This is a genomic window from Spirillospora sp. CA-142024 (genome assembly GCF_050942325.1).
Lineage (GTDB): Bacteria > Actinomycetota > Actinomycetes > Streptosporangiales > Streptosporangiaceae > Spirillospora.
Genome location: NZ_CP192077.1, coordinates 1,412,280 through 1,437,233 on the forward strand (window position 1 = coordinate 1,412,280; position 24,954 = coordinate 1,437,233).

Sequence of the window (24,954 nt, forward strand, 5' to 3'; positions counted from 1 at the left end):
GCGAGGGTGCCCCGCGTGCTGATTCCACGTCGCGTGCTGATTCCGCGTCGCGTGGTGAGGCCGCGTCGCTCACTGATTCTGCGGCGACCGGTGAGGTCGCGCCGCCCGCTGAGGTCGCTCTCGGGCGGGAGGGAGTGGGTGTCGAGTCTGAGGTGGGCGGAACGTTCCAAGAGGGCGGCCGCGGGCCGGTGGAGCATTCTGGGGATGAGGCCGAGCGCAGCGGGGGCATGTTCCGGTCGCTTCGCAACCGCAACTTCCGGGTGTACGCCGCAGGCCAGGTCGTCTCCAACACCGGGACGTGGATGCAGCGGGTCGCGCAGGACTGGCTGGTCCTCGGCCTCGCCCACGGCAGCGGCACCGCGCTCGGCATCACGACCGGCCTGCAGTTCCTGCCGATGCTGCTGTTCGGCCTGTGGGGCGGCGTCATCGCCGACCGCTACCCCAAGCGCCGGGTCCTGATGCTCACGCAGGTCTCGATGGGCGTGCTCGCGCTGATCCTCGGCCTGCTGGCGGTTTCCGGTTCGGCGCAGGTGTGGCACGTGTACCTGCTGGCGTTCGGGCTCGGCGTCGCGACCGTCGTCGACAACCCGACCCGCCAGTCGTTCGTGGTCGAGATGGTCGGCAAGCGCGACCTGCCGAACGCGATCGCGCTGAACAGCGCCACCTTCAACGGCGCCCGGCTGCTCGGCCCGGCCGTCGCGGGCGTGTTGATCGCCCTGATCGGCACCGGCCCGGTCTTCCTGGTGAACGCGGCGTCGTTCGGCGCCGTCCTCTTCAGCCTGTACGCGATGCGGACCGACGAGCTGCGTCACGCCGTCCCCGTCAAGCGCGCCAAGGGGCAGCTCCGCGAAGGGCTCCGCTACGTACGCGGACGCCGGGACCTGATGCTCGTCCTGATCCTCGTCGGGTTCCTCGCCATGTTCGGCATGAACTTCAACACCACGGTCGCGCTGGTCGCCAAGGAGGTCTTCCACACCGACGCGTCCGCGTTCGGCCTCGCGTCCAGCATGCTGGCGCTCGGCGCGCTGAGCGGCGCCCTGCTGGCCGCCCGCCGGGTCGCGCGGCCCCGGCTGCGGCTGCTGGTGGCGATGGGCCTGGCGTTCGGGACGCTGGAGGTCCTCACCGGCCTAATGCCGACGTACTGGTCGTTCCTGGTGCTGCTCGTCCCGACCGGCATCGCGATGATGACGATCACCACGGCGGCGAACGCGACCATCCAGCTCGGCGTCGCGCCGGAGATGCGCGGCCGGGTGATGGCCCTCTACATGCTCGTCTTCCTCGGGACGAACCCGGTGGGCGCGCCCACGATCGGCTGGCTGGCCGAGCACTTCGGCGCGCGGATGAGCCTGATCCTCGGCGGGCTGATCTCCGCCGTCGCCGCCGCCGCGGTGGGCGTGCTGGCGCTGCGGTGGGCGCCGGACGAGCGGGGGCGGGTGCGTCCCGCGCTGGCCCGGTTCCGCCGCGCCCGGGCCGCCGAAGGATGAAGGCCGTCCCGCCCATCCGCGTGACAACGGGCGCCACCTGCTGAAAAGCTGGCGGGGTGGCCCTCCGGACGCTCTCATGAGGCTTTTCGTGGCGCTCGTCCCGCCGCCGGACGTGCTGGACGAGCTTGAGGAGGCCGTCAGGCCGCACCTCGACGCGCTCCCCGACCTGCGCTGGATCCGGCGCGACCTGCTGCACGTCACGCTGACGTTCCTCGGCGAGGTCGACGACCGCACCCTGGACAAGCTGCTCCCCAGGCTGGAACGCGCCGCCCGCAGGCACGAGCGGATGACGCTGTCGCTGGCCGGTGCGGGCGCGTTCCCGGCCAATGGCGCCCACGCCCGCGTCCTGTGGACGGGCCTGTACGGCGACCGGCGCAGCCTGGCGCGGCTGGCCGCGTCCACCACGGCCGCCGGCCGCCGCGTCGGGACGCTGCCGGACAAGCACAAGGGGTTCCGCCCGCACATGACGCTGGCGCGGACCCGGCGCCCGGTGGACGTGCGATGGCTCGTCGAGGCGCTGTCATCGTTCGCGGGCGTGTCGTGGACGGCCGACTCCGTGCACCTGATGCGCAGCCACCTGCCCGGCAAGGACTACAGCCAGGTGACGTACGAGCCGCTGAAGACGTGGTCGCTGCGTCAGAGCTCCGGCGGCGGAGGGGCGGGAAGGTCGGCGTCCGGCGGCCCCCAGGGCACGCCGTAGCGTTCGCAGGCGCGGCGCAACTCGTCCAGGTCGGGCGGGAATGTGATCTGCCGCAGCACCCGCCCGGACGGCCCCCACACCACGAGCCGGGGCATCCGCTCGGCCGCCTCGTCGATGCCGACGCCGCCGATGCGGTCGCGGACCAGGTCCCACTCGACCTTGCCGCGCCGGGTGACGACGGCGAGACCGGCGGACGACACGCGCAGCTGCGACCGGTTGCGGTCGTACAGCCAGTAGCCGAAGAGCCCGATGGCGAACCCGAGGGGCACCGACCAGCTCGCCGTGGTGTTGAACCCGCCCAGGTCTGGGCCGAGCCAGACCGCACCCAGCAGCGCGACCGCCTCGCATAGCAGGACGCTCATCCCGTAAGTGCCGATGCGGGAGCGGCGGGTCGCGTCCAAGAGCGCGCCCGGTGCCGTGGCAGGGCTGGGTGGCGCGGAGACAGGGAACGTGAAGTCGTGCCCCTCCGCGAGATCGGGCTGGGAGGGAGAACCCACGCTCTGCGCGGGCACCGGAGCCGCGGCGGGTGCGGGATCGGCGGCGAGCGTGGACACGGCCGAATGGAACGCGGCGCTCAGGTAGGCGTCGTATTCGGCGTCGTTGACGGGCAGCCCGGCGCGGCGGGCGGAGTCGCGCAGGTCGGTGCGGGAGATCCGCAGCGCCGACAGGGGCGCGGCGAAGAACTCGTCGCCGTCGGAGTCGTACAGCCGGACCCAGGCGTGCCCGGCGATGGTCAGCAGCTCGATGCCGCCGATGCGGTCCTGTGGCATCTTCAGCACGACGTCGCCGGCGGCGTCCGCCCACCCGAGCCCGTCGTCGGCGACGACGAGCCGCCCGCCGGGCACCTGCGCGAAGATCTCCGGCAGCCCCTCCAGTCCGTAGTCGGGACGGCGCGGCGCCTTCGCGCCCGGCGTGATCACCCGGTAGCCGTGGTCGTCGAGGGCGTGCGCGAGCTGGAAGCCGTCCAGGCCGTGCGCGGGCAGCCGGGCGACGAGCTCCAGCCGGTGCCCGAACGCCAGCGCGGCGAGGTCGGCGCGGCGCGGCTCGCCGCTCAGCGGGTCGAGGCGCAGGCCGGGCCCGACGACGACCGCGGCGACGTCCCCCGCGGGAAGGTTCTGGATCTCCCGGCGGCGGCCGGGACGGGCCCGCACCAGGAGCCGCTCCGCGGTGATCGTCCAGCGGACCTGCGCGGCCCGCAGCAGCCGGCGGCGCGCCGCGAGGACGCCGCCGGCCGCGGCGAGCGCCCAGCAGCCCGCGGCGAGCCGGGCGCCGAACTCGCCCGTCCCGTCCACCGCGATCCGGATGATCATGACGGAGCCGAGCAGCGCGGTGAGCGCGCCGAGGAGCACGATCCGGCGGCGGCTGGGCAGTGGTTCCGGGGTGTCCAGCCGCTGCTCGTCGCGCGTCCGCCCGCCCTGGGCGGCCGTCTCGGCGGGCGGCTCGTGCGCCGCCGCCAGCAGGGCCGCCTCCTGGTCGAGCAGCCGCTTCTCGGCCACGTGGTCGCGCGGCAGCGGGCCGCCCCCGGGCACGTCGTCCTCCAGCCCGGACGCGCGCAGGGCCTCGTCGAGCGCCGGATCGAGGAGGTCGTTCGCCTCGCCGTCCAGGACGTGCATCGGGATGCCGAGCCGGCGGGCCGTCACGAAAACCGCGAGCGGCTCCAGGCCCATCGCGGTCATCCCGCCCACCGCGGTGCGCCCGAACCTGTGGAACACCGTCAGCATGCCGTCGCCGGTGGTGATCGCCAGGCCGTCGATCCGGGACCGCTCGTAGGAGACCATGATCAGCCCACCGGGCCCGAGGCGTTCCAGGCCGGCCGCCGACAGCCGCCAGTACGGCCGGGGACGGCGGCGGCGCGCCTCCGGGGCCGCCCCCAGCAGCCACGGGATCGCCGCGACGGCGCCGATCAGCGCGGCCCACAGCCACACCGGCCGGATCGGCAGCAGCGCCAGCGCCACCGCGAGGACGGTGAACGGACCGGCGGCGACGGGACGCCACCGCCGGCCGGAACCCGCGAGGCCCACCAGCTCATGCTCCACAGTCCGCATCCTCACACGGGTCCCCGCGGGACCGTCGCCCCCTTCCACGATCCGATCGCCCTCCGAAACCGACTTCCATCGTGCCGGTCAGGTCCGCCGATTCGCACCCGTCACATCGGCCCCGGCCGTCACCGCCGTTTCCGCATCAGCCCGTAGCCGACCGCCGCGGCGATGGCGAGCGCCAGGAACAGCCCGATCCGCGTGTTGGAGGCGTCCCGGTGGCCGTCCCCGCCGTTCCCCGCGTTCTTGGGGGACGGGGACGGCGACGGCAGCGCCTCCTCCGGGAGCGGAACCTGGTAGACCGGCTGGTTCCTGCCCTCCGACCCGACCAGCAGGGACCTGCCGTCGGCCGTGAACGTCACCGACTCGCCCTGCGACTGCATCGGGAGGTCGATCGTCTTCAGCGTCTCGCCCGGACGGCCGTCGGCGTCCACCGAGTACAGGCGGGCGCCGAAGTAGGTGCGGATGACGCACGTGCGGCCGTCGGGGGAGAACGCGCCGTCGGTCGCGATGGCGGGGGCGTCCCCGATCTTGTGCAGCACGTTGAACCCGCCGGTCCGCAGCCGCGCCGGCGCCTCGTAGATCTTGCCGCCGAACAGCTTGCTGGCGATGAAGAGCCGGTTGGTGCGCGGGTTGATCATCATGGTCTCGGCGTTGCGCGGCCCGTCCGGGTACTTGATCCGGAACCGGGTCGCGGACAGCGTCCGGCTCTGCAGCCTGGACGGCTCCGGAATCCGGTACACGGTCACGTACGGCCACGCGCCGCCGAGGTTGTCGCCGATGTCCGCCACGAAGATCGCCGGGCGGCCCCGGCCGTCCTTGCCGAGCGCCATCGCCTCCCAGTCGCGGGCCCCGGCGCCGCCGACCGTGAGGACGGCCTTGACCTGCCCGTCCGGGCCGAGCGCGTAGATCTTCGGGACCCCGCCGGAGTCGTTGTGGGTGTAGACGACGCCCGGATGCCGCGCGCTTGCGGCAAGCCCGCTGGACTCGGTGATCCGCGGATCCTTGATCGTGAACGCGACCCGGTCGTCCCGGCGCGCGGCCGGCGGGCCCGCGGAGGCGGCCGGCGAGAAGGCGCACACGGCGGTGCCGGCGAGAACGGTCGCGGCACCGGCGCGGACGGCGGCGCGGCGTGCTGTCATGGCCCGATCATCCCCGTTCCGCGCCCCGACGATCATGTGATTTCGCGCCGGTCAGCTCAGCAGCGCACCGACGACCACGGCCAGGACGAGCGCGGTCAGCACGGTGGGAAGCAGCCATTGGGGCGCGCGGTTCACGCCCCCGAGCTTATTCGGCCCGCCACCCGGCTCGAACCGCCCGCCCATGATCTGCATCTCATCCTGCATGTGCGGATTGTTCGGGGTGCTGCGTTCGCCCTTCGCCGAGGATCCGGGGCTCGCCTCGGACGTCTTCGTCACGCTGGGAAGCCTCGCGGAGGAGCGGGGCACGGACTCGGCCGGCCTGGCGCTGCTCGGCGACTGGCCCGGCCTCGGCGGGCCGGGAGCGGGCGGCGCGAGCTGCCGGGTGGTGAAGGGCCGCGGGCGCTTCTCCGGGATCTGGCGGCCGGAGTTCCTCCCCGAGCTGGACCGCGCGCCCGTCGCGCTCGGCCACACCCGCTGGGCGACGCAGGGCTCCCCGGCGGAGGCGGACAACGCCAGCCCGATGGTCGTCCCCGGCACGGCCGCCGCGTTCTCCGGCACGGCCGGCCCGTCGGCCGGGGTCGTCGCCACGCACAACGGCGACGTCGACGCCGCCGGCCTGCGCGCCCGGTTCGCGCCGCCGCCCGCGTCCGGTACGACCGACAGCGAGCCGATCTTCCAGCTGCTGGCCGGCTGCCGGACCCCGTCCGACGTCACCGGGGTCCTCGAAGCCCTGGTCGGACGGGTCGCGCTGGCCTGGGTCGACCGCGACCGTCCCACCCAGGTGCACCTGGCCCGCGGCGCGCTCAGCCCGCTGACCGTGGCCGTGGACACCGACCAGAACATCTACTGGGCGTCCAACCCGCGGTGGTTCCGCGAGGCGGAGCGGCACACGCGGGTGCGGTTCGCCACCGCCGTCATGCTGCGCGAGGGCACCTACCTGAGGGTCGGCATGGAAAGCCGTCCCGGACGCCGTGACCTGCCCGAGGTGCTCGCGACGGCCACCTTCGTGCCGACCGCCCGGGACACCGACATTGACCCGCGCGTGTGGACGGGCTTCACGCGCTCCGACGCCGACAGCGACCGCGCAGGCCTGCTTCACCGGGTCGTGGAACGCGAGGGCGGCACCGGCGGCCTGCTGACCGTCGCCTGAGGAGCGGCCCTCGGGGGCCCGGCGCGGTGCCCCCGAGGGTTTTACGGCGTTCGCCTAGAGGCGCTCGACGACGTGGTCGACGCAGGCGGTGAGCGCCTCGACGTCGTCCGGGTCGATCGCCGGGAACATGCCGATGCGCAGCTGGTTGCGGCCCAGCTTCCGGTACGGCTCGGTGTCGACGATCCCGTTGGCGCGCAGCGTCTTCGCGACGGCGGCCGCGTCCACGTCGTCGTTGAAGTCGATCGTGCCGACGACCTGCGAACGCTGCGCGGGGTCGACCACGAACGGCGTCGTGTACGACGTCTTCTCGGCCCACGTGTAGAGCCGCTGGGACGAGTCGGCCGTGCGGGACGTCGTCCACTCCAGGCCGCCCTGGCCGTTCATCCACTCGATCTGCTCGGCGAGCAGCAGCAGCGTGGCCACGGCCGGGGTGTTGTACGTCTGGTCCTTGGCGGAGTTGTCCACGACCGTCTTCAGGTTGAAGAACTCCGGGACGTACCGGTCGGACATGGCGATCTCGTCGATCCGCTCCAGCGCCGCCGGGGACGCGAGCGCCACCCAGAGGCCGCCGTCGGCCGCGAAGCACTTCTGCGGCGCGAAGTAGTAGACGTCGGTCTCCGAAACGTCGACCGGCAGGCCGCCCGCGCCGGACGTGGCGTCCACCAGGACGAGGCCCTCCCGCGCCGTCGTGCCCGCCGGGCGCCTGATCGGCATCGCGACGCCGGTCGAGGTCTCGTTGTGGGTGAACGCGTAGACGTCCACGTCCTCTTCTGCGGACGCCTCCGGGTGCGTCCCGGGCGGGCCGCTGATGACGGTCGGGTCGCCCAGCCAGGGCGCCCCCGTGGTGACCTTGGCGAACTTGCTGGAGAACTCGCCGAACGTCAGGTGCTGCGACCGCTGCCGGACGAGGCCGAACGCGGCCGCGTCCCAGAACGCCGTGGTGCCGCCGTTGCTGAGCAGGACCTCGTACCCCTCGGGCAGGGAGAACAGCTGGGCCAGCCCCTCCCGGACGCGGCCGACGAGGGACTTCACCGGCTTCTGCCGGTGCGAGGTCCCCATGTAGGTCGAACCGGACTCGGCGAGGGCGGCGAGCTGCTCGGGCCGCACCTTCGACGGACCGCACCCGAAACGGCCGTCCGCGGGCTTGAGATTGGCGGGAATGTCAATGCTTGGATTCGCGCTTTCGGTCACTCACCCGAGGTTATCTGACCTGCGATGAAGATCGCGGCGCGGGTCGCCCGCCGAGCCGGCGGCGGTACCAGGCCCAGGTCAGGAGGGCTGCCAGTGCTGCCGTGCAGACCCCGGCGATGGTGGCGGGCGGGTAGAGCCAGTCGTCGCCCTTTGAGTGCGCGTCTGTGGCCGTGTTGACGGAGTCGTAGGTCAGGAACGCCAGGAACAGGGCGGCGGCGATCAGGGCGATCCGGCCGGACACGGCGTTGGTGCGGCGGCGGCGTTCCTCGCGCTCCGCCTCGTACCGCCGCAGTTCCTCGGCGGCCGATTCCCGCGTCGGCGTCGCCGTGCCGGGTGCCGCGGGAGACGACGCGGGGCCGATGTCGCCTTCCAGGGGGGCGTCGTGGGCGGCGGGGTCTTCACTCATGGCGCCAATGATGACAAAGTGGCCGAGTTTCGCCGTCCCACAGCCCCCACCCAGCCGCCCAACAACGGAATCGATCCTTTTCGCCGTCCGGCGCGTCCAATGTCCAAAAGGACGGCGGGCGGCGGTGGGGGAGCGGCCGGGCGGAGGCGAGCGAGAGAGCGAGGCGTGGCGCATGGCGGGCGACGGCGACCGGATCCTGAGCGAGGATCGGCTCCGCGGCGTGCTCGACCTGTTCGAACGGCTGCGGGAGCGGCCGCCCTGGCGGTGGCGGGAGCGGCTGCGGCCGCTGCTGCTCCTGCTCGGGCCGGGCCGGGCCGCGTCCCACGCGGCCGAGATGCTCAAGTCCCGGTGCGAGGACGAGCGGGCCCCGGTGTCGCACATCGCCGCCGAGACCCCGGCCACCGACGTCGCGGGCGTGCTGCGGGAGGCCAAGCGCGAGCTGTCGCAGCCGAGCAGCCGCGCCCGGGGCGAGCCGGGGCTGCGGTTCCCGCTGCTGGAGATGGCGCTGTGGCTGCGCGACCTGCGCGAGATCCGGCTCGCCGGGGACCGTCCGGCGCCGCGCGGCGCGTCGTCCACCGAGCGGGAGAACCACCAGCTCGTGCGGCGGCTGACGCATCCGCCGGTCGGCGACAACGAGAACGCGCGGCGCCGCGAGCTGAACCGGGTGATCCGGCGGCGCGGCCGGGACGTCCTGCGCGATCTGGAGGAGGTGCGCGGCCGGCCCGCCACGTTCCTGTCCTTCCTAGAGCAGATCGCCCCGATCGGGATCGCGGTCGTCGCGCTGATCAGCGCGGGGACGGCGGCGGCGCTCGACCTCGCGTCCGCCGTTCTCGCCGCCGTGATCGGGCTCGCGTTCGTGACCGTGCAGATCGTCGCCCGGACGCGCGGCTGGTACGGCGTGCGGAGGTTCAGCTGGTTCCTCCGCCAGCCCTACGTCGACCGAGACTCCACCGGCTTCCTCGGTTTCGCGCTCGGCGTGTTCGACCCGCGCCCGGTCGAGCCGGAGGACCACGGCGAGCAGCTCGACCTGCTGCTCGTCGCCGCGTTCCTGGAGGACCTGCGCCGCAACTACCGGCGCGACTACCGGCGGGCGGCGTGGGCACGGGTCCGCTACCCGGTGCTGATCTTCGAGCACCTGTCCGCGGGGCACCCCGGCGTGACGTTCGTGGAGCTGGTCGAGCGGGTCCGCGCCGACAGCCAGATGACCGGCCGGCTGCCCGGGTTCGACCCGCTCATCATCGTGGCCGGCGTCGACCCGACCGCGCCCGCCGACGACGACCCGTCCGCCCCGTCCGGGCCGCGGCTGGTCGACCGGCTCGCGCAGGCCGTCCGGGTGGACATGTCGTCCGGCGAGCCGCAGAGCGTCATCGCCGCGCGCGGCCTGTGGGACCGCTACACCCGGGAGCAGCGCCGCGTCGGCGTCCTCGGCTCGCGCCGGGAACTGCGCGTCGACATCACCCGCGACCCGGGCGGCGACCTGCCGCCGATCCGGCCGGTGCGGCGCCGCCCCCGGCTCACCCATCCGGCGCTGCCGTGGATCGCGATGGTCGCGGTGGCCGCCGCCTCCATCAGCGTGATCTCGGTCCAGGTGGTGAAGTACTGCTCGCCGTTCGGCATCAGGCGGATGGCGAACGGCGAATGCGTCGGCGTCACCGACGGGTCCTACCGCTTCGGCGAGGACTCCGGCGGCAAGAACAACGACAACCGGCTGAACAAGGTCCTGGACGCGATCGAGGCGCAGAACGACCACGTCAAGGAGTCCGGCAAGCCGTACGCGACGGTCGTCTACCTGGGCCCGGTGACCGCCGACCCGTCCATCAAGAACAAGCGGATCGACCTGCTCGCCGGGGTGCAGGGCGAGCTGATCGGGCTGGCGATCGCGCAGAAGCGGTTCAACGACGCCGCCGAGGGCGACGACCTGCGGCTGCGGGTGCTGATCGCCAACGCGGGCGCCAGGTTCCGCTATGCCGAGCACGTCGCCGAGCAGATCCGCACGCGGGCGCTGAAGGACCGCTCCATCGTCGCGGTGATCGGCTTCGAGCAGAGCCGGCGGCAGACGCAGCAGGCGATCAAGCTGCTGGCCAAGTCGGCGCTGCCCCTCGTCGGCACCGCCAACAGCTACGACGGAACGGCCCTGCTGGACGGCGACGCCGGCTACTCGCCGTACTACTTCCGGCTCGCGTCCCCGAACTCGCGGACGGCGGCGCACGCCGCGTACTGGGCGCGGCACGGCGACGTCGGCGGCAAGAAGGTGGACGACGCGGTGGTCATCTACGACGGCGACCCCGACGACCTGTACAGCGGGAACCTGGCCACCGACTTCCAGAAGGCGTTCCGGCCCGGCAAGGCGCTGATGCGCCCCTACAAGAACCCGGGCGAACTGAACAGGTCGGTCCGGGAGGCGTGCCAGGACCAGCCCGACCTGTTCTACTACGCCGGACGTTCGGACGAGTTCCGCTCGTTCATCAACGTCCTCGAACTGTCCTGCCCCAAGCGCCCGCTGGTCCTGGCGGACGACGAGATCGCCAAGTACGTCAGCGACAACGCCGAGGACATCGGCCGCAAGAACACCTTCGACCTGTACTTCACGCCGCTGGCCGCGCGGGAGGCGTGGACGTGGCGGTGGATCGGCGACCAGTCGCCGCAGACCTTCTACTCCGACTACGACCCGGCCGTCCGGGAGATGACCGACGAGGACAAGGGGTCCGGGCAGCGGCCGTCCATCACCCGCGCCGCCGTCGGCTACGACGCGACCACGCTCGTCGCGACCGTGGCGAGCAAGGTGTACTGGCAGGAGAAGGCGCTGCCGTCGGCGGGGTCGGTGTTCGCGGCGCTGAACGACCCGGACCACGACGTCCTGCGCAACGGGGCCAGCGGCGTGCTGCGGTTCGGCTCCCGCAGCACCGGCCACCAGGTGATCGACCGGCCGGTCATCCTCGCGACGATCAAGCAGGACGGCACGACCGAGGTGAAGGAGGTCTGCGGCCGCCTCATCGCGGGCCGGCAGGGCAAGGCCGACTGCCCGCCCGGAGGCGAGAAGGGCGGGAACGCGCCGGAGTAGGCCCCCGACACGGCAAAGGCCCCCGGTCCGGGCCGGGGGCCTCAAGGCGCGTCGTGCGGGGGGACGGGTCAGCGCTTGAGGATCTCCGCTCCGCCCGCCACGTCCCCGATGGAACGGCTGCCGGGGCCGGTGTACCGGGCGCTCGGCCGGACCAGGCGTCCGGTGCGCTTCTGCTCCAGGATGTGCGCCGCCCAGCCGGCGGTGCGGCCGCAGGTGAACATCGCGGGCATCATCGCGGTCGGGACCTCGGCGAAGTCCAGGATCACCGCGGCCCAGAACTCCACGTTCGTCTCGATCGGACGGTCCGGGCGGCGCTCGCGCAGCTCGGCCAGCGCGGCGTCCTCCAGGGCCTTCGCGGCCTCGAAGCGCGGCGCGTCCAGCTCCCTGGCGGTGCGGCGCAGCACTCGGGCGCGCGGGTCCTCGGCGCGGTAGACGCGGTGGCCGAAGCCCATCAGCCGGTCGCCGGAGTCGAGGATGCCGGTGACCACCTTGCGGGCGTCGCCGAGCTGCTCGACCTTCTCGATCATCGGCAGGACGCGGGCGGGCGCGCCGCCGTGCAGCGGGCCCGACATGGCGCCGATCGCGCCGGAGATGCTGGCGGCCACGTCCGCGCCGGTGGAGGCGATGACGCGGGCGGTGAAGGTGGAGGCGTTCAGGCCGTGCTCGGCGGCGGACACCCAGTACGCGTCGATGGCCCGGACGTGCTTCGGGTCGGGCTCACCGCGCCAGCGGACCATGAACCGCTCGGTGATGGTCTTCGCCTCGTCGATCCGGCTCTGCGGCACCATGGGAACACCGACGCCGCGGGCCGACTGCGCGACGAACGACAGCGCCGTGACCGATACTCGGGCGAGGTCGGCGCGCGCCTCCTCGTCGGAGATGTCGAGCAGCGGCTTCATCCCGTACGCGGTGGCGAGGGTTGGGAGGGAGCTCTGCACGTCCACCCGAACATCACCGGAGGTGACCGGGAGCAGGTGCGGGTCGGCGGGGGCCAGTCCCGGGTCGAAGCTGTCGTCCACGAGGAGGCCCCAGGCGTCGCCGAAGGAGACGCGGCCGACGAGCTCTTCGATGTCGACCCCCCGGTAGCGGAGGGCGCCGCCCTCCTTGTCCGGTTCGGCGATCTCGGTCTCGAAGGCGACGACCCCCTCGAGACCGGGTTTGAAGTCGGACATGTCGTCCTGCCTTTCCCAGAGTGATAAGGCGGTGCCGTGCCATTGAACCCTGTCCGCCTTACCGACCAGTACCCAGGGGTCATGTGAGTTGCACAAGACCCAGGTGAGAGGCTCTGACGCTGTGGATTCCCCAACGCCCGATCCCGCACGGCTCCGCAGATCCTACGAGGGGGGCGAATTGTCGGAGTCGGCGCTCCCCGCCGATCCGCTCGCCCTCTTCGCCGCGTGGTTCGCGGACGTGCACGCCTCCGGGCTGATCGAGCCGAACGCGATGGTGCTCGCCACCGCGTCGGGCGACGGTGTCCCGAGCGCCCGCACGGTCCTGCTGAAGGGGTACGGGCCGCAGGGCTTCCGGTTCTTCACCAACTTCACGTCCCACAAGGGCCGCGACCTCGCGGAGAACCCCCGCGCGGCGCTCGTGTTCCCCTGGCACGCGATGTACCGGCAGGTGCGCGTGGCGGGGCCGGTGTTCCGGCTGTCCCGGGAAGATTCGGCCGCCTACTTCCGGACCCGGCCGTACGGGTCGCGGCTCGGCGCCTGGGCGAGCGAGGAGCAGTCGGGCGTCATCTCCGGGCGGGACGTGCTGGAGCGCCGCTACGCCGAGCTGGCCGAGCGCTGGCCGGACCCGGCGGCGGGCCGGCCGCCGGGGGCACCGGACGAGGACGCCGCCGACGCCGTCCCGCTGCCGGACTTCTGGGGCGGCTACCGTGTGGCCCCCGAGTCGATCGAGTTCTGGCAGGGCCGCCCCGACCGGCTCCATGATCGAATCCGCTACCGGCGCACGGCCCCGGACGACAGGGAGGGGTGGGTGCTGGAGAGACTGTCCCCGTGACAGCGGAACAGCACCGAACCCCCGCCGACGGTCCTGACACCACCGAATCCTCCGAGCAGGGCGACTCCGAACCGGAGGAACCCGCCAGACCCCGCGCCGGGGCCCGCCGCGGGCGCCTGCGGCGGCTCGCGATCGACACCCGGCCGCTGGGCCACCCCGCCTACCGGCGGCTGTGGCTGGGGCAGGGCGTCTCGTTCGTCGGGTTCCAGGTGACCGCCGTCGCCGTGCCCGTCCAGGTGTACGACATGACGAGGTCGTCCTTCTGGGTGGGCGTGCTGGGCATCGTCAACCTCGTCCCGCTGATCGTGTTCGGGCTCTGGGGCGGCGCGGTGGCCGACCACGTGGACCGGCGGAGGCTGCTGTTCGCCTCCTCCTGCGTCATGTGGGCGGCGACGCTGCTGCTGCTCGTCCAGGCGCTGCTGGACGTCGGCAGCCTCGCGCTGATCATGGGGGTGGTGGCGATCCAGGCGGTCGGCTTCGCGGTGTCCTCGCCCACCCGCAGCGCGATCATCCCCCGGCTGATCGACCGGCCGCTCGTCCCGGCGGCCAACACGCTCAACTTCACCGCGAGCCAGTTCGGGATGCTGGCCGGGCCCCTGTTCGCCGGCGTGCTCCTGGCCCACTGGCACTACGCGGCGGCGTACGCGCTCGACGCCGTGCTGTTCACGGTCGTGCTGTACGCGGCGCTGCGCCTGCCTCCGGTCCCGCCGCTCGGCGACGTCACCGGCTCGCCGGGGCTGCGGTCGGTCTTCGACGGGCTCCGGTACCTGGTCACGCAGCCAGTCCTGCTGATGTCCTTCATCGTGGACATCATCGCGATGGCGATCGCGATGCCGCGCGCCCTGTTCCCGGAGGTGGCCGAGACGCGGTTCGGCGGGGAGGGCGCGGTCGGCTACCTGTTCGCCGCGATCGCGGTGGGGGCGTTCGCCGGCGGGCTGTCGTCCGGCTGGATCGGGCGGGTGCACAAGCAGGGGATCGCCCTGGTCACGGCCATCGCGATCTGGGGGCTGGCGGTGGCGGCCGCCGGGCTGTCCCACCGGTTGTGGCTCGCGGTCGTGCTGCTCGCCGTCGGCGGCGCGGCCGACCTCGTCTCGTCGGTCTTCCGCCAGTCGATGCTGCAGACCTACGCGCCCGACCGGATGCGCGGGCGTCTCCAGGGCGTGTTCACCGTCGTCGTCGCGGGCGGGCCCCGGCTCGGGGACGTCCGGGCGGGCGCGACCGCGAGCGTCGCAGGCGCCACCGCGTCCTGGGTGGGCGGCGGCCTCGCCTGCGCGGCACTGGTCGTCGTGGCGGGATTCGCCGTCCCCGCCCTGCTCCGCTACGACACCCGCACCGCCGAGACCGTGTCGGTGTCATCGCCGAGCACGGAGCCCCGCGCCTCCCGCGGCGAGCCCACGTCCTAGCGGAGGGCTGAGGCGGCGACCTTCAGGTCGTCGACCAGCCCGGCGTACATCGCGTCGCGGTCCTCCGCGCGCAGGACGGCGGACGGGTGGACGGTCGCGAGCAGTCGCGTGTCGGCATCACCGGGCGGCTCGTCGCCGATCTCGCGCGCGGCGGCCCGAGTGCCGATCGTCTCCAGATCCGGCAGTGGTAGCAGGCGCCCGCGCTGTTTCGTCACCCGGAACGACGAGCCGAGCAGCGCCCTGCCCGCCGTGGCGCCCAGCACGACCACGACGTCCGGATCGAGAAGCCGCAGCTCGGCCAGCAGCCAGGGCCGGCATGCCCGCATCTCACCGGCGTTCGGCGCCTCGTGGATGCGCCGCTTTCCGCCCTCCTGCCGCCTGAACTTGAAGTGCTTGACGGCGTTCGTGACGTAGACGTCGCCGCGCTCGATCCCGGCCTCCTCCAGCGCCCGGTCGAGGACGCGTCCGGCGGGGCCGACGAACGGGTGGCCCTTGCGGTCCTCCTGGTCGCCGGGCTGCTCGCCGACGAGGACGACCCGGCCGCCCGGCGAGCCCTCGCCGAAGACCGTCTGGGTGGCGTTCTCATAGAGGCCGCAGCCGCGGCAGTCCGCGGCGGCCCGGCGCAGCGCGTCGAGATCGGATCGTTCCTCGGGCGTCTCCGGCAGGAACGGTTCCGCGTCCTGGGAAGGTTTCGCGTTCATCTTGCGTTCCCCTGTACCCGGCTTCACAGGGATATTCGAGTGGCCCGGCGACCCGGGGCCGATGCAAGTAGACTTCTGCAAATAAGACTGGAGGGAGCTGTGACCTCACACGGCCTGATCGATACCACGGAGATGTACCTCCGGACGGTTTTCGAGCTGGAAGAGGAGGGGATCATTCCCCTTCGCGCGCGCATCGCCGAGCGGCTCTCCCAGAGCGGCCCGACGGTGAGCCAGACGGTCGCGCGGATGGAGCGCGACGGGCTGCTGCGGGTCGAAGGCGATCGGCACCTCGAGCTGACCGATAGCGGACGCGGTCTCGCGACCCGCGTCATGCGCAAGCACCGCCTCGCCGAATGTCTGCTGGTCAACGTCATCGGGCTGCCCTGGGAGGACGTCCACATCGAGGCGTGCCGGTGGGAGCACGTGATGTCGGAGGAGGTCGAGCGGCGTCTCGTCGCGCTGCTGGACAACCCGACCGCCTGCCCGCACGGCAACCCCATTCCCGGCCTGGACGAACTGGGCGGACACGGCGACGACGCCGACTCCGCCCCGCTCTCGGTGATGACCGCCGTGGCGAGCCCGGCGGGTGCGGCCGCGGTGATCCGGCGGATCAGCGAGCAGGTGCAGAGCGACAGCGACCTGATGCTTAGACTCAAGCAGATAGGGATACAACCGGGACGAGAGGTGATTCTCCGGGCGACCGACGACGGGGTGCGGGTGATCAGTGACGACGAGGACGACAGTCCCGCGACCGAGCTGCGGCGCGACATCGCCGAGCACGTCTTCGTCAGTCGGCGCTGACACGAACGGCGTGCGCGCACCCGCCTCGACGGTCTATACCGAAGATCTCCACAGCTTCGTGTCTCCAGGGCGTATCCAGGCGGCCGGTTCGTCGTTCAATACGACGAGGCAAACACGTACGACGTCCGTGCCGCGACGCGCGGTGATCATCGGGGCGAGGATCGCGACTGTTATCGGGATGGGGAGATGAACCACTGGGGGGAAGCGCCTGACGAGGCGCATCTGCCGCCCGAGACCGTCCTCAACCAGATGGAGATGGCGGTCATCGTCTGCGACCGCTTCAGCAACGTCATCTACGGCAACGCCTTCGCCCGCCAGCTGTTCGGCTTCGGCGGGGACGAGATCATCGGCCACTCCATCCTGTCGCTGGGCATCGCCGAGGAGGACCACGAGCAGGCCACCGAGCTGGCCAAGCACGTCCTCAAGGGCGGTGTCTGGGAGGGGACGTTCTGCAACCTGCGCGCGGACGGCACCACCGTCTACACACGCGCGCACGCCGTCCCGCTGCGGCACCCGTCCGGTGCGGTCGACGGCACCGTGATCTTCGCGCGGGAGGCGCTCCGCTCCAACCAGCGCGAGCAGGACCGCTACGGCCTGATGGAGCGGATCGGCGAGCGGCTCGCCGGGTCGCTGGAGCTGGAGAGCACCCTCCGCCGCGTCGCCGACACCCTCGTCCCGCAGTTCGCCGACCACTGCTTCATCGACCTCTACACCGGCGACCGGCTCTACCGGCGGGTGTCCCGGCACGCCGGCGGCTGGGAGCCGCCGCCCGGCACCTGGGCCGAGGTCGGCGAGCCCGTGTCCTACCCGCCGGGCCACTTCAGCGCCAAGGCGATGGACCGCCGCGACGCCATCCTCGTCGAGGACATGATCCAGCACCGGTTCGCCGCGCCGACCGAGTCGTCGCAGCGGCTCGGCACCGAGATGGGCATCACCTCGGTGATCTCCGCGCCGCTGCTGGTGCGCGGCGAGCTGCTCGGCGTGATGAGCCTGGCGCTGTCGAACCTGTCCAAGCGGCCCGACCCGCACTACGACGGCTTCGACCGCGATCTGATCGGCGCCATCGCCAGCCGGGTCGCGCTCGCCGTCGACAACGCGCTGCTGTTCGAGGAGGAGCGCGACACCGCGCTCGCCTTCCAGAAGCACCTCCTGCCCGGCGACCGGCCGCCGCCGCTGGACGGCCTGCAGATCGCCTGGCGGTACGAGCCGGCCCGCCCGCTGGAGTCGCACGGGCACGGCATCCAGACGCAGGTCGGCGGCGACTGGTACGACGTGATCCCACTGTCGGCCGGACGCGTCGGCCTCGTCATCGGCGACGTGGAGGGGCGCGGCGCCCGGGCCGCCGCCGTCATGGGCCAGCTCCGGGCGGCGCTGCGCGCCTTCGCGCAGGACGACAAGCCGCCCGCCGACATACTGCGCAAGCTGGACGAGTGGGTCCGGACGATGACGCGGCCCGAGCGGATGCGGTCCGGCTGGAACAGCGACGACCTCGTCCGGCCGCCGCTCGTGTCCTGCACCTACTTCGTGTACGACGCGTGGTCGCGCGTCCTGGAGTTCGCCAACGCCGGGCACGACCCGCCCCTGCTGATCGTGGACGGCGAGGTCGGCGAGCTGGCGTTCGAGAGCCAGGGCGGCATGCTCGGCCTGCGCGCCCCCGGCATGGGCGGGGAGATCCTCTTCAACGAGGAGACGAGCGAGCTGAAGCCGGGCTCGACACTCGTCCTCTACACCGACGGCCTCATCGACCGGCGGCCCAAGGACGACGGCGACTACTACACCCGCGAGGAGTCGCGGGAGCTGGTCCGCACCGCCGTCGCCAAGGTCGCGCGCGGCGGCGTCGAGGCGATCGCCAACGCCGCCTACGACGCGGTGCCCGGCGACATCGACGACGACGTCGCCATCGTGGTGATCCGCACCGCCGGCGAGGAACTGGCCGTCGAGGAGCGAACCTTCACCGCCGAGCCGATCATGGTGTCGGAGGCCCGCCGGATGGCCGCCGACGCGTTCGCGACCTGGGGGATGCTCGACGAGCAGGCCGAACTCGCCTGCCTGCTCGTCTCCGAGGTCGTCACGAACGTCGTCCTGCACGCCACCGCCACCCCGGCGCCGCGCCGCGAGATGGTCGTCCCGGTCCCGGCCGGGCCGCCCGGACGGGGCGGTGAGCCGCTGAGCGCCCCGCCGCCCGTACAGTTCAACACCGAGTTCGGCACCGGGACGTCCGCCGACTCGTTCGAGGCCGGTGCGTTCGAGGGCGGCGACCTCGGCGCCGACTTCGGCGAGGACGACTGGAACCTCGGCGCCGACCTCGGCCGCCGCGAGCCGCCGACCAAGGAGTTCCGGCTCCGGCTGCGGCGCGGCGCCGACGCGATCTGGGTCGAGGTGTTCGACTCCGACATGCGGCTGCCGCGCATCCGCAGCGCGGGCGAGACCGACGAGGGCGGGCGCGGCCTGTACCTGGTCGACCAGCTCGCCACCCGGTGGGGTGCCCGGCCGACCTCGGACGGCAAAGCGGTCTGGTTCGAGTTGCCGCTGACGCCGTCCTGACCGCCATGCGCGCGTGGGTGGTCGAGAAGCCGTCCCCGATCGAGGCGGGGCCCTTGCGGCGCGCCGACCGCGACGTGCTGTCCCCCGGCCCGGGCGAGCTGCTGGTCCGCGTGCTCGCCTGCGGCGTCTGCCGGACGGATCTGCACGTCGCCGAGGGCGACCTGCCCGTCCACCTGCCGGGCGTGACGCCCGGCCACGAGATCGTCGGGGAGGTCGCCGGCGCGGGCCCCGGCGCCCTGCACCGTCTCGGTGACCGTGTCGGCGTGGCGTGGCTGCGCGGGACGTGCGGCGCCTGCCGCTTCTGCCGCCGGGGCGCCGAGAACCTGTGCCCGGCCTCGGTCTACACCGGCTGGGACGCCCACGGCGGCTATGCCGAGTACGCGCTCGCCGTCGACGCCTACACCTACGGCCTGCCCTCCGAGCTGGACGATGTGCGCGCCGCCCCGCTGCTGTGCGCGGGGATCATCGGGTACCGGGCGCTGCGCCGTTCCGCCCTGCCGCCGGGCGGGCGGCTCGGCATCTGGGGGTTCGGCGGCTCCGCGCATCTGGCCGCGCAGATCGCCGTCGCCGAGGGCGCCGACGTGCACGTCTTCACCCGGAGCCCGGCCGCCCGCGAACTGGCCCGCGACCTCGGCGCGTCCTGGGCGGGCGACTCGTTCGACGCGGCCCCGGCCCCGCTGGACTCGGCGATCGTCTTCGCTCCGGCGGGGGAGCTGGTGGCGGCCGCGCTGGAACGCCTCGACCGTGGCGGGACGTGCGCGATCGCAGGGATCCACTTGAGCGACGTGCCGTCCCTGGACTACGAGCGGTACCTGTTCCAGGAGCGGCAGGTCCGCTCGGTGACGGCGAACACCCGCGCGGACGGCGAGGAGTTCCTGACGCTCGCCGCGCGCCTCGACGTCGCCGTCACGACGCACACCTACGCGCTGGACGACGCGGACCGCGCCCTGGGCGACCTGGCCGCGGACTGCTTCACCGGCGCGGCCGTTCTCGTGCCCTAGGGGATCGGCTCCGCGGCGACGTGCGCCCAGGACTGGGTGAACCAGAGCTCGCCGCCGATGATGCGGGGCTTCGAACCGGTCTTCGGGCCGCCGTCCACCTCGTTGAGCAGCGCCATGCGGATGCGGTCGGCCGCGGCGTCGTCGCGGGCCCCGGCGAGCCACGGCTCCGCGGGACGTTCCACGGTGAACACGTCCAGCCGCCGGATGCTGCCACCCGCCGAGGTGATCATCTCGGTGAGCCGGGCGATGGACGGGGTGCCGGGATGGTCGGGGTCGCGGAGCCGCTCGATCCGGTCGCGTTCGGGGCCGGCGAGGTTGCCGCGGACGAGGTCGGCGATGACCACCCGCCCGCCCGGCCGGCACACCCGCAGCAGCTCCCGCAGCACATGATCGGGATCGCCCAGGTTGTAGAGCGAGAACCGGGCCGTCACCAGGGAGAACGCGTTGTCCCGGTACGGCAGCGCGGTGGCGTCCGCCTTGACCGTCGTGCGCCGGTCCGGGCCGCCCGCCCACGGTCTGCGGTCCTCGCGCGTCACCGACGACGGCACGTGGTCGCCGTCGCGGGCGCGGGCGCCGCCGGTGATCCGGACGGGGCCCGTCCCGAACTCGACCGTCTCCATGCGGCCGCCGTCCCGCCCCCCGGACCGGCCGGTCGCGGACGCCGCCGGCACGGGCATGGCGTCCACCGCCGTCATGTGGCGGACCTGCGGCCCGAGCGCGGCGGGCATGGGCCCGCGTCCGCGCGCGACGTCCAGGCACACGTCGTCCCGGTCGGGTTCGACGAACTCCAGCAGGCGCCTCAGATGCGGGGCGATCGTGCCCCCGGTCTCCTGGACGGCGATCGCCGGATGCGGCACGGGTGCTCTCCCTCGCTCGGGCCGGCTTCGCCGGACGGGGTACCGCTCGCGTCCGCCACGGGGTGCGCGCCGGGGGATCCCACCCGGGGGGTGAGGCGCATCGTCCTCGGCGGGACGTCGAACGGGCGTGAAGCCGGTTTCGCCTGTTATGACTCGCCACCGGGCCGGGAGGTTCGGAAATCGGCCGCGGAAATTCTCCGGCCGTTCAGATGCGGCGTCCGGTCGCGCGGTCCTGTCCCACCGCGCGTTTCAGCCCCGCATATGGTTGCCGTACAGCGCGAGGACGACGAGCACGAACACCGTGATCACCGCTAGCCGGGTGGGCATCGGCAGCCGGAGCCGCACCGCCGCCCAGCGCACGCAGAACGCGGCCAGCAGTGACACGACGACGAGGGTGAGGATGCCTTCCATGGTCACCTTCATTCCGGGGGGAGTGCCGCCTCCTTGAACGATAGACGGGTCGGCGCGCGCGGCGTCGGGGCGGATAATCTCACTCTTGTGGCAGATGCGAAGGAAGTGGACGACCGGGACAAGGTCGACGACATGATGACCAACCTGGCGCGCGGACGGGTCGCCCTCGGGCTCGCCGCGTTCGCCGCGCCGAAGCTGACGGTGAAGCTGACGGGGCTGGGCGGGGACGCGCACCCGGGCCGCGACTACGTCGTCCGGATGTTCGCCGCCCGGGAGATCGCCCTCGGCGCCGGCTACCTGCTCAGCGGCGAGGAGTCCGGGCGCCGGCTGTGGGCCCGGCTCGGCCTCGCGGTCGACTCGATGGACCTCGCCAGCGGGCTGAAGACCCGCCGGGGGCTGCCGCTGTGGGTCACCGCCGGAGCGGTGGGGATCGCCGGCGCCGCCGCCTCGATCGGCGCCGCGAAGGTCGCCCGCGACCTGCTGCGCTGACCTTTTCCGACCTTGCCGCCCGAGCTGGGTGATCTCGCCCGGGTCATGGGTAGATCTCCCCCGGCACACACCCGTCATCTGGGCGGCAGGGGGACGGCGGCATGACGGCGGCGACGACGGCGAGGGACGAGCGGGCCATGCCGAAGGGCAGGGACCTGTACGTCATCCTCGGCGCCCTCATGCTCGCCATGCTGCTGGCGGCGCTGGACCAGACGATCGTGTCCACGGCGCTGCCGACGATCGTGAGCGACCTCGGCGGGCTCAACCACCTGTCGTGGGTCGTGACGGCGTACCTGCTGGCGTCCACGGCGTCGACGCCGCTGTGGGGCAAGCTCGGCGACCAGTACGGGCGCAAGCGGCTGTTCCAGGCGTCCATCGTCCTCTTCCTGATCGGGTCGGCGCTGTGCGGTCTCGCGCAGGACATGACCGAGCTGATCGGGTTCCGCGCCCTGCAGGGCCTCGGCGGCGGCGGGCTGATGGTGCTCGTCGTCGCGATCGTCGGGGACGTGGTGCCGCCGCGCGAGCGCGGCCGCTACCAGGGGTTGTTCGGTGCCGTCTTCGGCGTGGCCAGCGTGTGCGGGCCGCTGCTCGGCGGCTGGTTCGTCGACAACCTGTCGTGGCGCTGGGTGTTCTACATCAACCTGCCCATCGGGGTCGTGGCGCTCGCCGTGATCGCCGCCGTGCTGCCCGCGACGGGCGAGCGGGAACGGCACCGCATCGACTACCTCGGGACGCTGCTGATCGTCGGCTGGGCGGTCGGGCTCGTGCTGATGACGACCTGGGGCGGGACGCGCTACGACTGGCTGTCCGCGCCGATCGTCGCGCTCGCCGCCGGCTCGGTGGTCCTGATCGTGGTGTGGCTGCTCGTCGAGCGCCGCGCCGCCGAGCCGGTCATGCCGCCGGCGCTGCTGGCGAACTCGGTGTTCTCGCTCGGCGCCGCGATCAGCTTCGCGGTCGGCTTCGCGATGTTCGGCGCGCTGACGTTCCTGCCGATCTTCCTGCAGGTGGTGCACGGCGTCTCGCCGACGCTGTCCGGCGTCTACCTGCTGCCGATGATGCTCGGCATGCTGGTCAGCTCGATCGGGTCCGGGCAGCTGATCACCCGGTTCGGCCGCTACAAGGTCTTCCCGGTCGTCGGCACCCCGATCATCGCGCTGGCGATGTTCCTCCTCTCGGGGCTGGACGAGGGGTCGTCCACCCTCACGATGAGCCTGCGGTTCGCGCTGCTGGGCTTCGGGCTGGGGCTCGTCATGCAGGTGCTCGTCATCGCCGTCCAGAACGCGGTGTCGTACGAGGACCTCGGTTCGGCCACGTCCGGTGTCACGTTCTTCCGGCAGATCGGCGGCTCGTTCGGCGTCGCGGTGTTCGGGTCGGTATTCAGTAACCAGCTCGCCGGGCATGTCGAGGATCTGGCGCGGGTCCTGCCGCCTGGTTTCGACCCGGCGGCCGTCCAGGGGAACCCCCAACTGCTCGACAAGTACCCGGCCGCGGTGAAGCAGGACGTCCTGCACGCCTATGCGCAGTCGATCGACTCGGTGTTCTTCTGGGCCGTCCCAGTAGCGGCGGTCGCGTTCGTGTTGACCTGGTTCTTGCGCGAGGTCCCGCTGAGGGCGACCGCGCAGACGCGCGACTACGGGGAGGGATTCGGCGCGGCGCCGACGGTCCGGTCGTCCAGGCACGAGATAGAGCGCGCGCTGAGCGAACTCATGCGCAAGGACGCGAAGGCGTTCGAACTGTACGACCGGCTGGCCGCGCTCTCAGGCGTCTCGCTGCCCGCGGGTAGCGTCTGGGCGCTGTGCCGGATCGCCAAGGACGAGAGGGTCAGCGGCCAGGAACTCGCCGACCGCGCCGGTGTCCCCGTCGAACACGGGCGCCCGTACGTCGATCTGCTCGTCGATGCCGGATACGTCCAGCGGCAGGACGGGATCCTCGCCATCACGGCGTCGGGGCGGACCGCGGCCGAACGCCTGTTCGCCGCCCGCCGCGCCGGACTCGCCCGGCACCTGGACGGCTGGGCGCCCGAGGAGCATCCCGAGCTGGCGGACGTCCTGACGAGGCTGGCCGAGGCGTCCCTCGGCGACGAGACGGACGGCAAGGTCCTGAGCCCCGGGCCCGGGCCCGCCGAGCGCGGGGCGTAGGGCTCCCGAGACCCAGCTCACATGGCGTTGCGCCGTGAGCGATGTAATCTCATACTGACAGACCGAATCCCACTCGGTTTAGGGACGGAACCCCAGATTTTGGAGGCGTAGTGGCCGAGGCGTACATCGTCGGCGCGGTCCGTACCCCCGTCGGTACCAAGAAGGGCGCCCTGAAGGACGTCCACCCCGCCGACCTCGGGGCCCACGTGCTCAAGGAGCTCGTCAACCGCACCGGCGTCGACCCCTCCGCGGTCGAAGACGTGATCATGGGCTGTGTCATGCAGGTCGGCCCGCAGTCCCTCGACATCGCCCGCACCGCGTGGCTGTCGGCCGGGCTGCCGGAGTCCGTGCCCGGCGTGACGATCGACCGGCAGTGCGGGTCGTCCCAGCAGGCGATCCACTTCGCCGCCCAGGGCGTCCTGTCCGGCACCCAGGACCTCGTCGTCGCGTCCGGCGTCGAGCAGATGGCCGTCGTCCCGATGGGGTCGTCCGTCGCCATGGCCCTGGAGAAGGGGATGCCCTTCCCGTACGGCGAGGGCTGGGCCGAGCGCTACGGCATGCAGGAGATCTCCCAGTTCCGCGGCGCCGAGCTGATGGCCGAGAAGTGGGGCTTCAGCCGCGAGGACCTGGAGAGGTTCGCGCTGGAGAGCCACCGGCGCGCCGCCAAGGCGATCGAGGCCGGCTACTTCGACCGGGAGATCGCCCCCATCGCCGGGCTCGCCAAGGACGAGGGCGCCCGCCCTGACACCACGATGGAGAAGATGGCGGGCCTGAAGACGCTGCGGGACGGCGGCCGGATCACCGCCGCGGTCGCCTCGCAGATCTCCGTCGGCTCGTCCGCGGTGCTGATCGCCTCCGAGGAGGCCGTCAAGCGGCACAACCTCACCCCGCGCGCCCGCATCCACACCCTCGCCGTGTGCGGCTCCGACCCGGTCTACATGCTGACCGGCCCGATCCCCGCCACCGAGAAGGCCCTGGACCGCGCCGGGCTGAAGATCGACGACATCGACGTCTTCGAGGTCAACGAGGCGTTCGCCCCGGTCCCGATGGCGTGGGCGGCCGACACCGGCGCCTCGCTGGAGAAGACCAACCCCAACGGCGGCGCGATCGCCCTCGGCCACCCGCTCGGCGCCACCGGCGGCGTGCTGATGACCAAGCTGCTGCACGAGCTGGAGCGCACCGGCGGCCGCTACGGCCTGCAGACGATGTGCGAGGGCGGCGGCCAGGCCAACGCCACGATCATTGAAAGGCTTTAGCGACCTCGGTCCCTCGCCTGGCGGCTCGGGACCGAATCGCCAAAGCGGCGATCGCGACATCGCTTCGCGACCTGAGCCTGGGAGCTCGCCTTCGGCGTCGCTCCCAGGCTCAGGTAGCGCGTTCGCGTGAAGGCTGAGGTTGTCGCGGGCGGGACTTTACGTCCCGCCCGTTCCCCATC

The 24,954-nt window shown here is 72.7% G+C and carries 21 protein-coding genes; 12 read left to right on the top strand and 9 right to left on the bottom strand.

Translation table 11 applies throughout. The annotated features are described in order from the left end of the window. Nucleotides 1-227: 227 nt before the first annotated feature. Nucleotides 228-1,484: an MFS transporter gene (locus ACQPZP_RS07000; protein ID WP_433476813.1), complete on the top strand. Its 1,257-nt coding sequence runs from the start codon at nucleotides 228-230 to the stop codon at nucleotides 1,482-1,484. A 76-nt stretch (nucleotides 1,485-1,560) separates the two neighbouring features. Then, the gene (thpR, locus tag ACQPZP_RS07005) at nucleotides 1,561-2,184 is read left to right on the top strand and encodes an RNA 2',3'-cyclic phosphodiesterase (protein ID WP_433476814.1); all 624 of its coding nucleotides are present in this window, start codon (nucleotides 1,561-1,563) and stop codon (nucleotides 2,182-2,184) included. Here thpR and ACQPZP_RS07010 read toward each other — a convergent pair. The 3 genes from ACQPZP_RS07010 to ACQPZP_RS07020 all read right to left on the bottom strand — a co-directional run bounded on the left by ACQPZP_RS07010 (nucleotide 2,121) and on the right by ACQPZP_RS07020 (nucleotide 5,566). Continuing rightward, the gene (locus tag ACQPZP_RS07010) at nucleotides 2,121-4,220 is read right to left on the bottom strand and encodes a hypothetical protein (RefSeq protein ID WP_433476815.1); all 2,100 of its coding nucleotides are present in this window, start codon (nucleotides 4,218-4,220) and stop codon (nucleotides 2,121-2,123) included. The genes thpR and ACQPZP_RS07010 overlap by 64 nt on opposite strands. Nucleotides 4,221-4,348: 128 nt before the next feature. Next, on the bottom strand, nucleotides 4,349-5,362 hold the full coding sequence (locus ACQPZP_RS07015; RefSeq protein ID WP_433476816.1) for a hypothetical protein: 1,014 nt from the start codon (nucleotides 5,360-5,362) through the stop codon (nucleotides 4,349-4,351). A gap of 51 nt (nucleotides 5,363-5,413) precedes the next feature. Further along, the gene (locus tag ACQPZP_RS07020) at nucleotides 5,414-5,566 is read right to left on the bottom strand and encodes a hypothetical protein (RefSeq protein WP_433466784.1); all 153 of its coding nucleotides are present in this window, start codon (nucleotides 5,564-5,566) and stop codon (nucleotides 5,414-5,416) included. Between the two features lie 16 nt (nucleotides 5,567-5,582). On the opposite strand from ACQPZP_RS07020, the gene ACQPZP_RS07025 reads away from it, so the two are divergent. Then, nucleotides 5,583-6,512 (top strand): class II glutamine amidotransferase, encoded by a 930-nt coding sequence (locus ACQPZP_RS07025; protein ID WP_433476817.1) that lies wholly within the window; start codon nucleotides 5,583-5,585, stop codon nucleotides 6,510-6,512. A 54-nt stretch (nucleotides 6,513-6,566) separates the two neighbouring features. Here the strand turns inward: ACQPZP_RS07025 and serC are convergent, their stop codons facing one another. Both serC and ACQPZP_RS07035 read right to left on the bottom strand, forming a co-directional pair. Next, complete coding sequence (gene serC, locus ACQPZP_RS07030) at nucleotides 6,567-7,703, bottom strand: phosphoserine transaminase (RefSeq protein WP_433476818.1); 1,137 nt, start codon at nucleotides 7,701-7,703, stop codon at nucleotides 6,567-6,569. Between the two features lie 10 nt (nucleotides 7,704-7,713). Further along, complete coding sequence (locus ACQPZP_RS07035) at nucleotides 7,714-8,109, bottom strand: hypothetical protein (RefSeq protein ID WP_433476819.1); 396 nt, start codon at nucleotides 8,107-8,109, stop codon at nucleotides 7,714-7,716. Nucleotides 8,110-8,233: 124 nt separating this feature from the next. Here ACQPZP_RS07035 and ACQPZP_RS07040 point away from each other — a divergent pair, with 124 nt between their 5' ends. Further along, a complete protein-coding gene (locus tag ACQPZP_RS07040) occupies nucleotides 8,234-11,170 on the top strand; it encodes an ABC transporter substrate-binding protein (protein ID WP_433476820.1) in 2,937 nt (978 codons plus the stop codon). 68 nt (nucleotides 11,171-11,238) lie between these two features. On the opposite strand, the gene ACQPZP_RS07045 is transcribed toward ACQPZP_RS07040, so the two are convergent. Next, a complete protein-coding gene (locus ACQPZP_RS07045; protein ID WP_433476821.1) occupies nucleotides 11,239-12,342 on the bottom strand; it encodes a citrate synthase 2 in 1,104 nt (367 codons plus the stop codon). A 121-nt stretch (nucleotides 12,343-12,463) separates the two neighbouring features. Between ACQPZP_RS07045 and pdxH the strand changes: the two genes are divergently transcribed. Further along, a complete protein-coding gene (gene pdxH / locus ACQPZP_RS07050) occupies nucleotides 12,464-13,174 on the top strand; it encodes a pyridoxamine 5'-phosphate oxidase (protein ID WP_433476822.1) in 711 nt (236 codons plus the stop codon). Further along, complete coding sequence (locus ACQPZP_RS07055; RefSeq protein ID WP_433476823.1) at nucleotides 13,171-14,577, top strand: MFS transporter; 1,407 nt, start codon at nucleotides 13,171-13,173, stop codon at nucleotides 14,575-14,577. The genes pdxH and ACQPZP_RS07055 overlap by 4 nt, the downstream gene beginning before the upstream one ends. Here ACQPZP_RS07055 and ACQPZP_RS07060 read toward each other — a convergent pair. Then, a complete protein-coding gene (locus tag ACQPZP_RS07060) occupies nucleotides 14,574-15,278 on the bottom strand; it encodes a UdgX family uracil-DNA binding protein (protein ID WP_433476824.1) in 705 nt (234 codons plus the stop codon). The genes ACQPZP_RS07055 and ACQPZP_RS07060 overlap by 4 nt on opposite strands. A gap of 99 nt (nucleotides 15,279-15,377) precedes the next feature. Here ACQPZP_RS07060 and ACQPZP_RS07065 point away from each other — a divergent pair, with 99 nt between their 5' ends. From ACQPZP_RS07065 to ACQPZP_RS07075, 3 genes are all read left to right on the top strand, one after another. Next, a complete protein-coding gene (locus ACQPZP_RS07065; RefSeq protein WP_433476825.1) occupies nucleotides 15,378-16,079 on the top strand; it encodes a metal-dependent transcriptional regulator in 702 nt (233 codons plus the stop codon). A gap of 186 nt (nucleotides 16,080-16,265) precedes the next feature. Then, complete coding sequence (locus ACQPZP_RS07070) at nucleotides 16,266-18,623, top strand: SpoIIE family protein phosphatase (protein ID WP_433476826.1); 2,358 nt, start codon at nucleotides 16,266-16,268, stop codon at nucleotides 18,621-18,623. A gap of 5 nt (nucleotides 18,624-18,628) precedes the next feature. After that, nucleotides 18,629-19,624 carry a zinc-dependent alcohol dehydrogenase family protein gene (locus ACQPZP_RS07075; RefSeq protein ID WP_433476827.1) on the top strand — a complete coding sequence of 332 codons (996 nt, stop codon included), beginning with the start codon at nucleotides 18,629-18,631 and terminating at the stop codon, nucleotides 19,622-19,624. Here ACQPZP_RS07075 and ACQPZP_RS07080 read toward each other — a convergent pair. Both ACQPZP_RS07080 and ACQPZP_RS07085 read right to left on the bottom strand, forming a co-directional pair. After that, the gene (locus ACQPZP_RS07080) at nucleotides 19,621-20,481 is read right to left on the bottom strand and encodes a class I SAM-dependent methyltransferase (protein ID WP_433476828.1); all 861 of its coding nucleotides are present in this window, start codon (nucleotides 20,479-20,481) and stop codon (nucleotides 19,621-19,623) included. The genes ACQPZP_RS07075 and ACQPZP_RS07080 overlap by 4 nt on opposite strands. A gap of 249 nt (nucleotides 20,482-20,730) precedes the next feature. After that, a complete protein-coding gene (locus tag ACQPZP_RS07085) occupies nucleotides 20,731-20,892 on the bottom strand; it encodes a hypothetical protein (protein WP_433476829.1) in 162 nt (53 codons plus the stop codon). An 87-nt stretch (nucleotides 20,893-20,979) separates the two neighbouring features. On the opposite strand from ACQPZP_RS07085, the gene ACQPZP_RS07090 reads away from it, so the two are divergent. The 3 genes from ACQPZP_RS07090 to ACQPZP_RS07100 all read left to right on the top strand — a co-directional run bounded on the left by ACQPZP_RS07090 (nucleotide 20,980) and on the right by ACQPZP_RS07100 (nucleotide 24,775). Then, entirely contained in the window at nucleotides 20,980-21,381 is a 402-nt protein-coding gene (locus tag ACQPZP_RS07090) for a hypothetical protein (protein ID WP_433476830.1), read from the top strand. Between the two features lie 101 nt (nucleotides 21,382-21,482). Then, nucleotides 21,483-23,519 carry an MFS transporter gene (locus tag ACQPZP_RS07095; protein ID WP_433476831.1) on the top strand — a complete coding sequence of 679 codons (2,037 nt, stop codon included), beginning with the start codon at nucleotides 21,483-21,485 and terminating at the stop codon, nucleotides 23,517-23,519. A gap of 110 nt (nucleotides 23,520-23,629) precedes the next feature. Then, on the top strand, nucleotides 23,630-24,775 hold the full coding sequence (locus tag ACQPZP_RS07100; protein ID WP_433476832.1) for an acetyl-CoA C-acetyltransferase: 1,146 nt from the start codon (nucleotides 23,630-23,632) through the stop codon (nucleotides 24,773-24,775). Nucleotides 24,776-24,954: the final 179 nt, after the last annotated feature.

Excerpts from the sequence above, each read along its gene's own strand:
- ACQPZP_RS07000 (WP_433476813.1), top strand. The coding sequence starts at position 228 with ATGTTCCGGTCGCTTCGCAACCGCAACTTCCGGGTGTACGCCGCAGGC.
- thpR (WP_433476814.1), top strand. The coding sequence starts at position 1,561 with ATGAGGCTTTTCGTGGCGCTCGTCCCGCCGCCGGACGTGCTGGACGAG.
- ACQPZP_RS07015 (WP_433476816.1), bottom strand. The coding sequence starts at position 5,362 with ATGACAGCACGCCGCGCCGCCGTCCGCGCCGGTGCCGCGACCGTTCTC.
- ACQPZP_RS07020 (WP_433466784.1), bottom strand. The coding sequence starts at position 5,566 with ATGCAGGATGAGATGCAGATCATGGGCGGGCGGTTCGAGCCGGGTGGC.
- ACQPZP_RS07035 (WP_433476819.1), bottom strand. The coding sequence starts at position 8,109 with ATGAGTGAAGACCCCGCCGCCCACGACGCCCCCCTGGAAGGCGACATC.
- ACQPZP_RS07045 (WP_433476821.1), bottom strand. The coding sequence starts at position 12,342 with ATGTCCGACTTCAAACCCGGTCTCGAGGGGGTCGTCGCCTTCGAGACC.
- ACQPZP_RS07060 (WP_433476824.1), bottom strand. The coding sequence starts at position 15,278 with ATGAACGCGAAACCTTCCCAGGACGCGGAACCGTTCCTGCCGGAGACG.
- ACQPZP_RS07070 (WP_433476826.1), top strand. The coding sequence starts at position 16,266 with ATGAACCACTGGGGGGAAGCGCCTGACGAGGCGCATCTGCCGCCCGAG.
- ACQPZP_RS07075 (WP_433476827.1), top strand. The coding sequence starts at position 18,629 with ATGCGCGCGTGGGTGGTCGAGAAGCCGTCCCCGATCGAGGCGGGGCCC.
- ACQPZP_RS07085 (WP_433476829.1), bottom strand. The coding sequence starts at position 20,892 with ATGGAAGGCATCCTCACCCTCGTCGTCGTGTCACTGCTGGCCGCGTTC.
- ACQPZP_RS07095 (WP_433476831.1), top strand. The coding sequence starts at position 21,483 with ATGACGGCGGCGACGACGGCGAGGGACGAGCGGGCCATGCCGAAGGGC.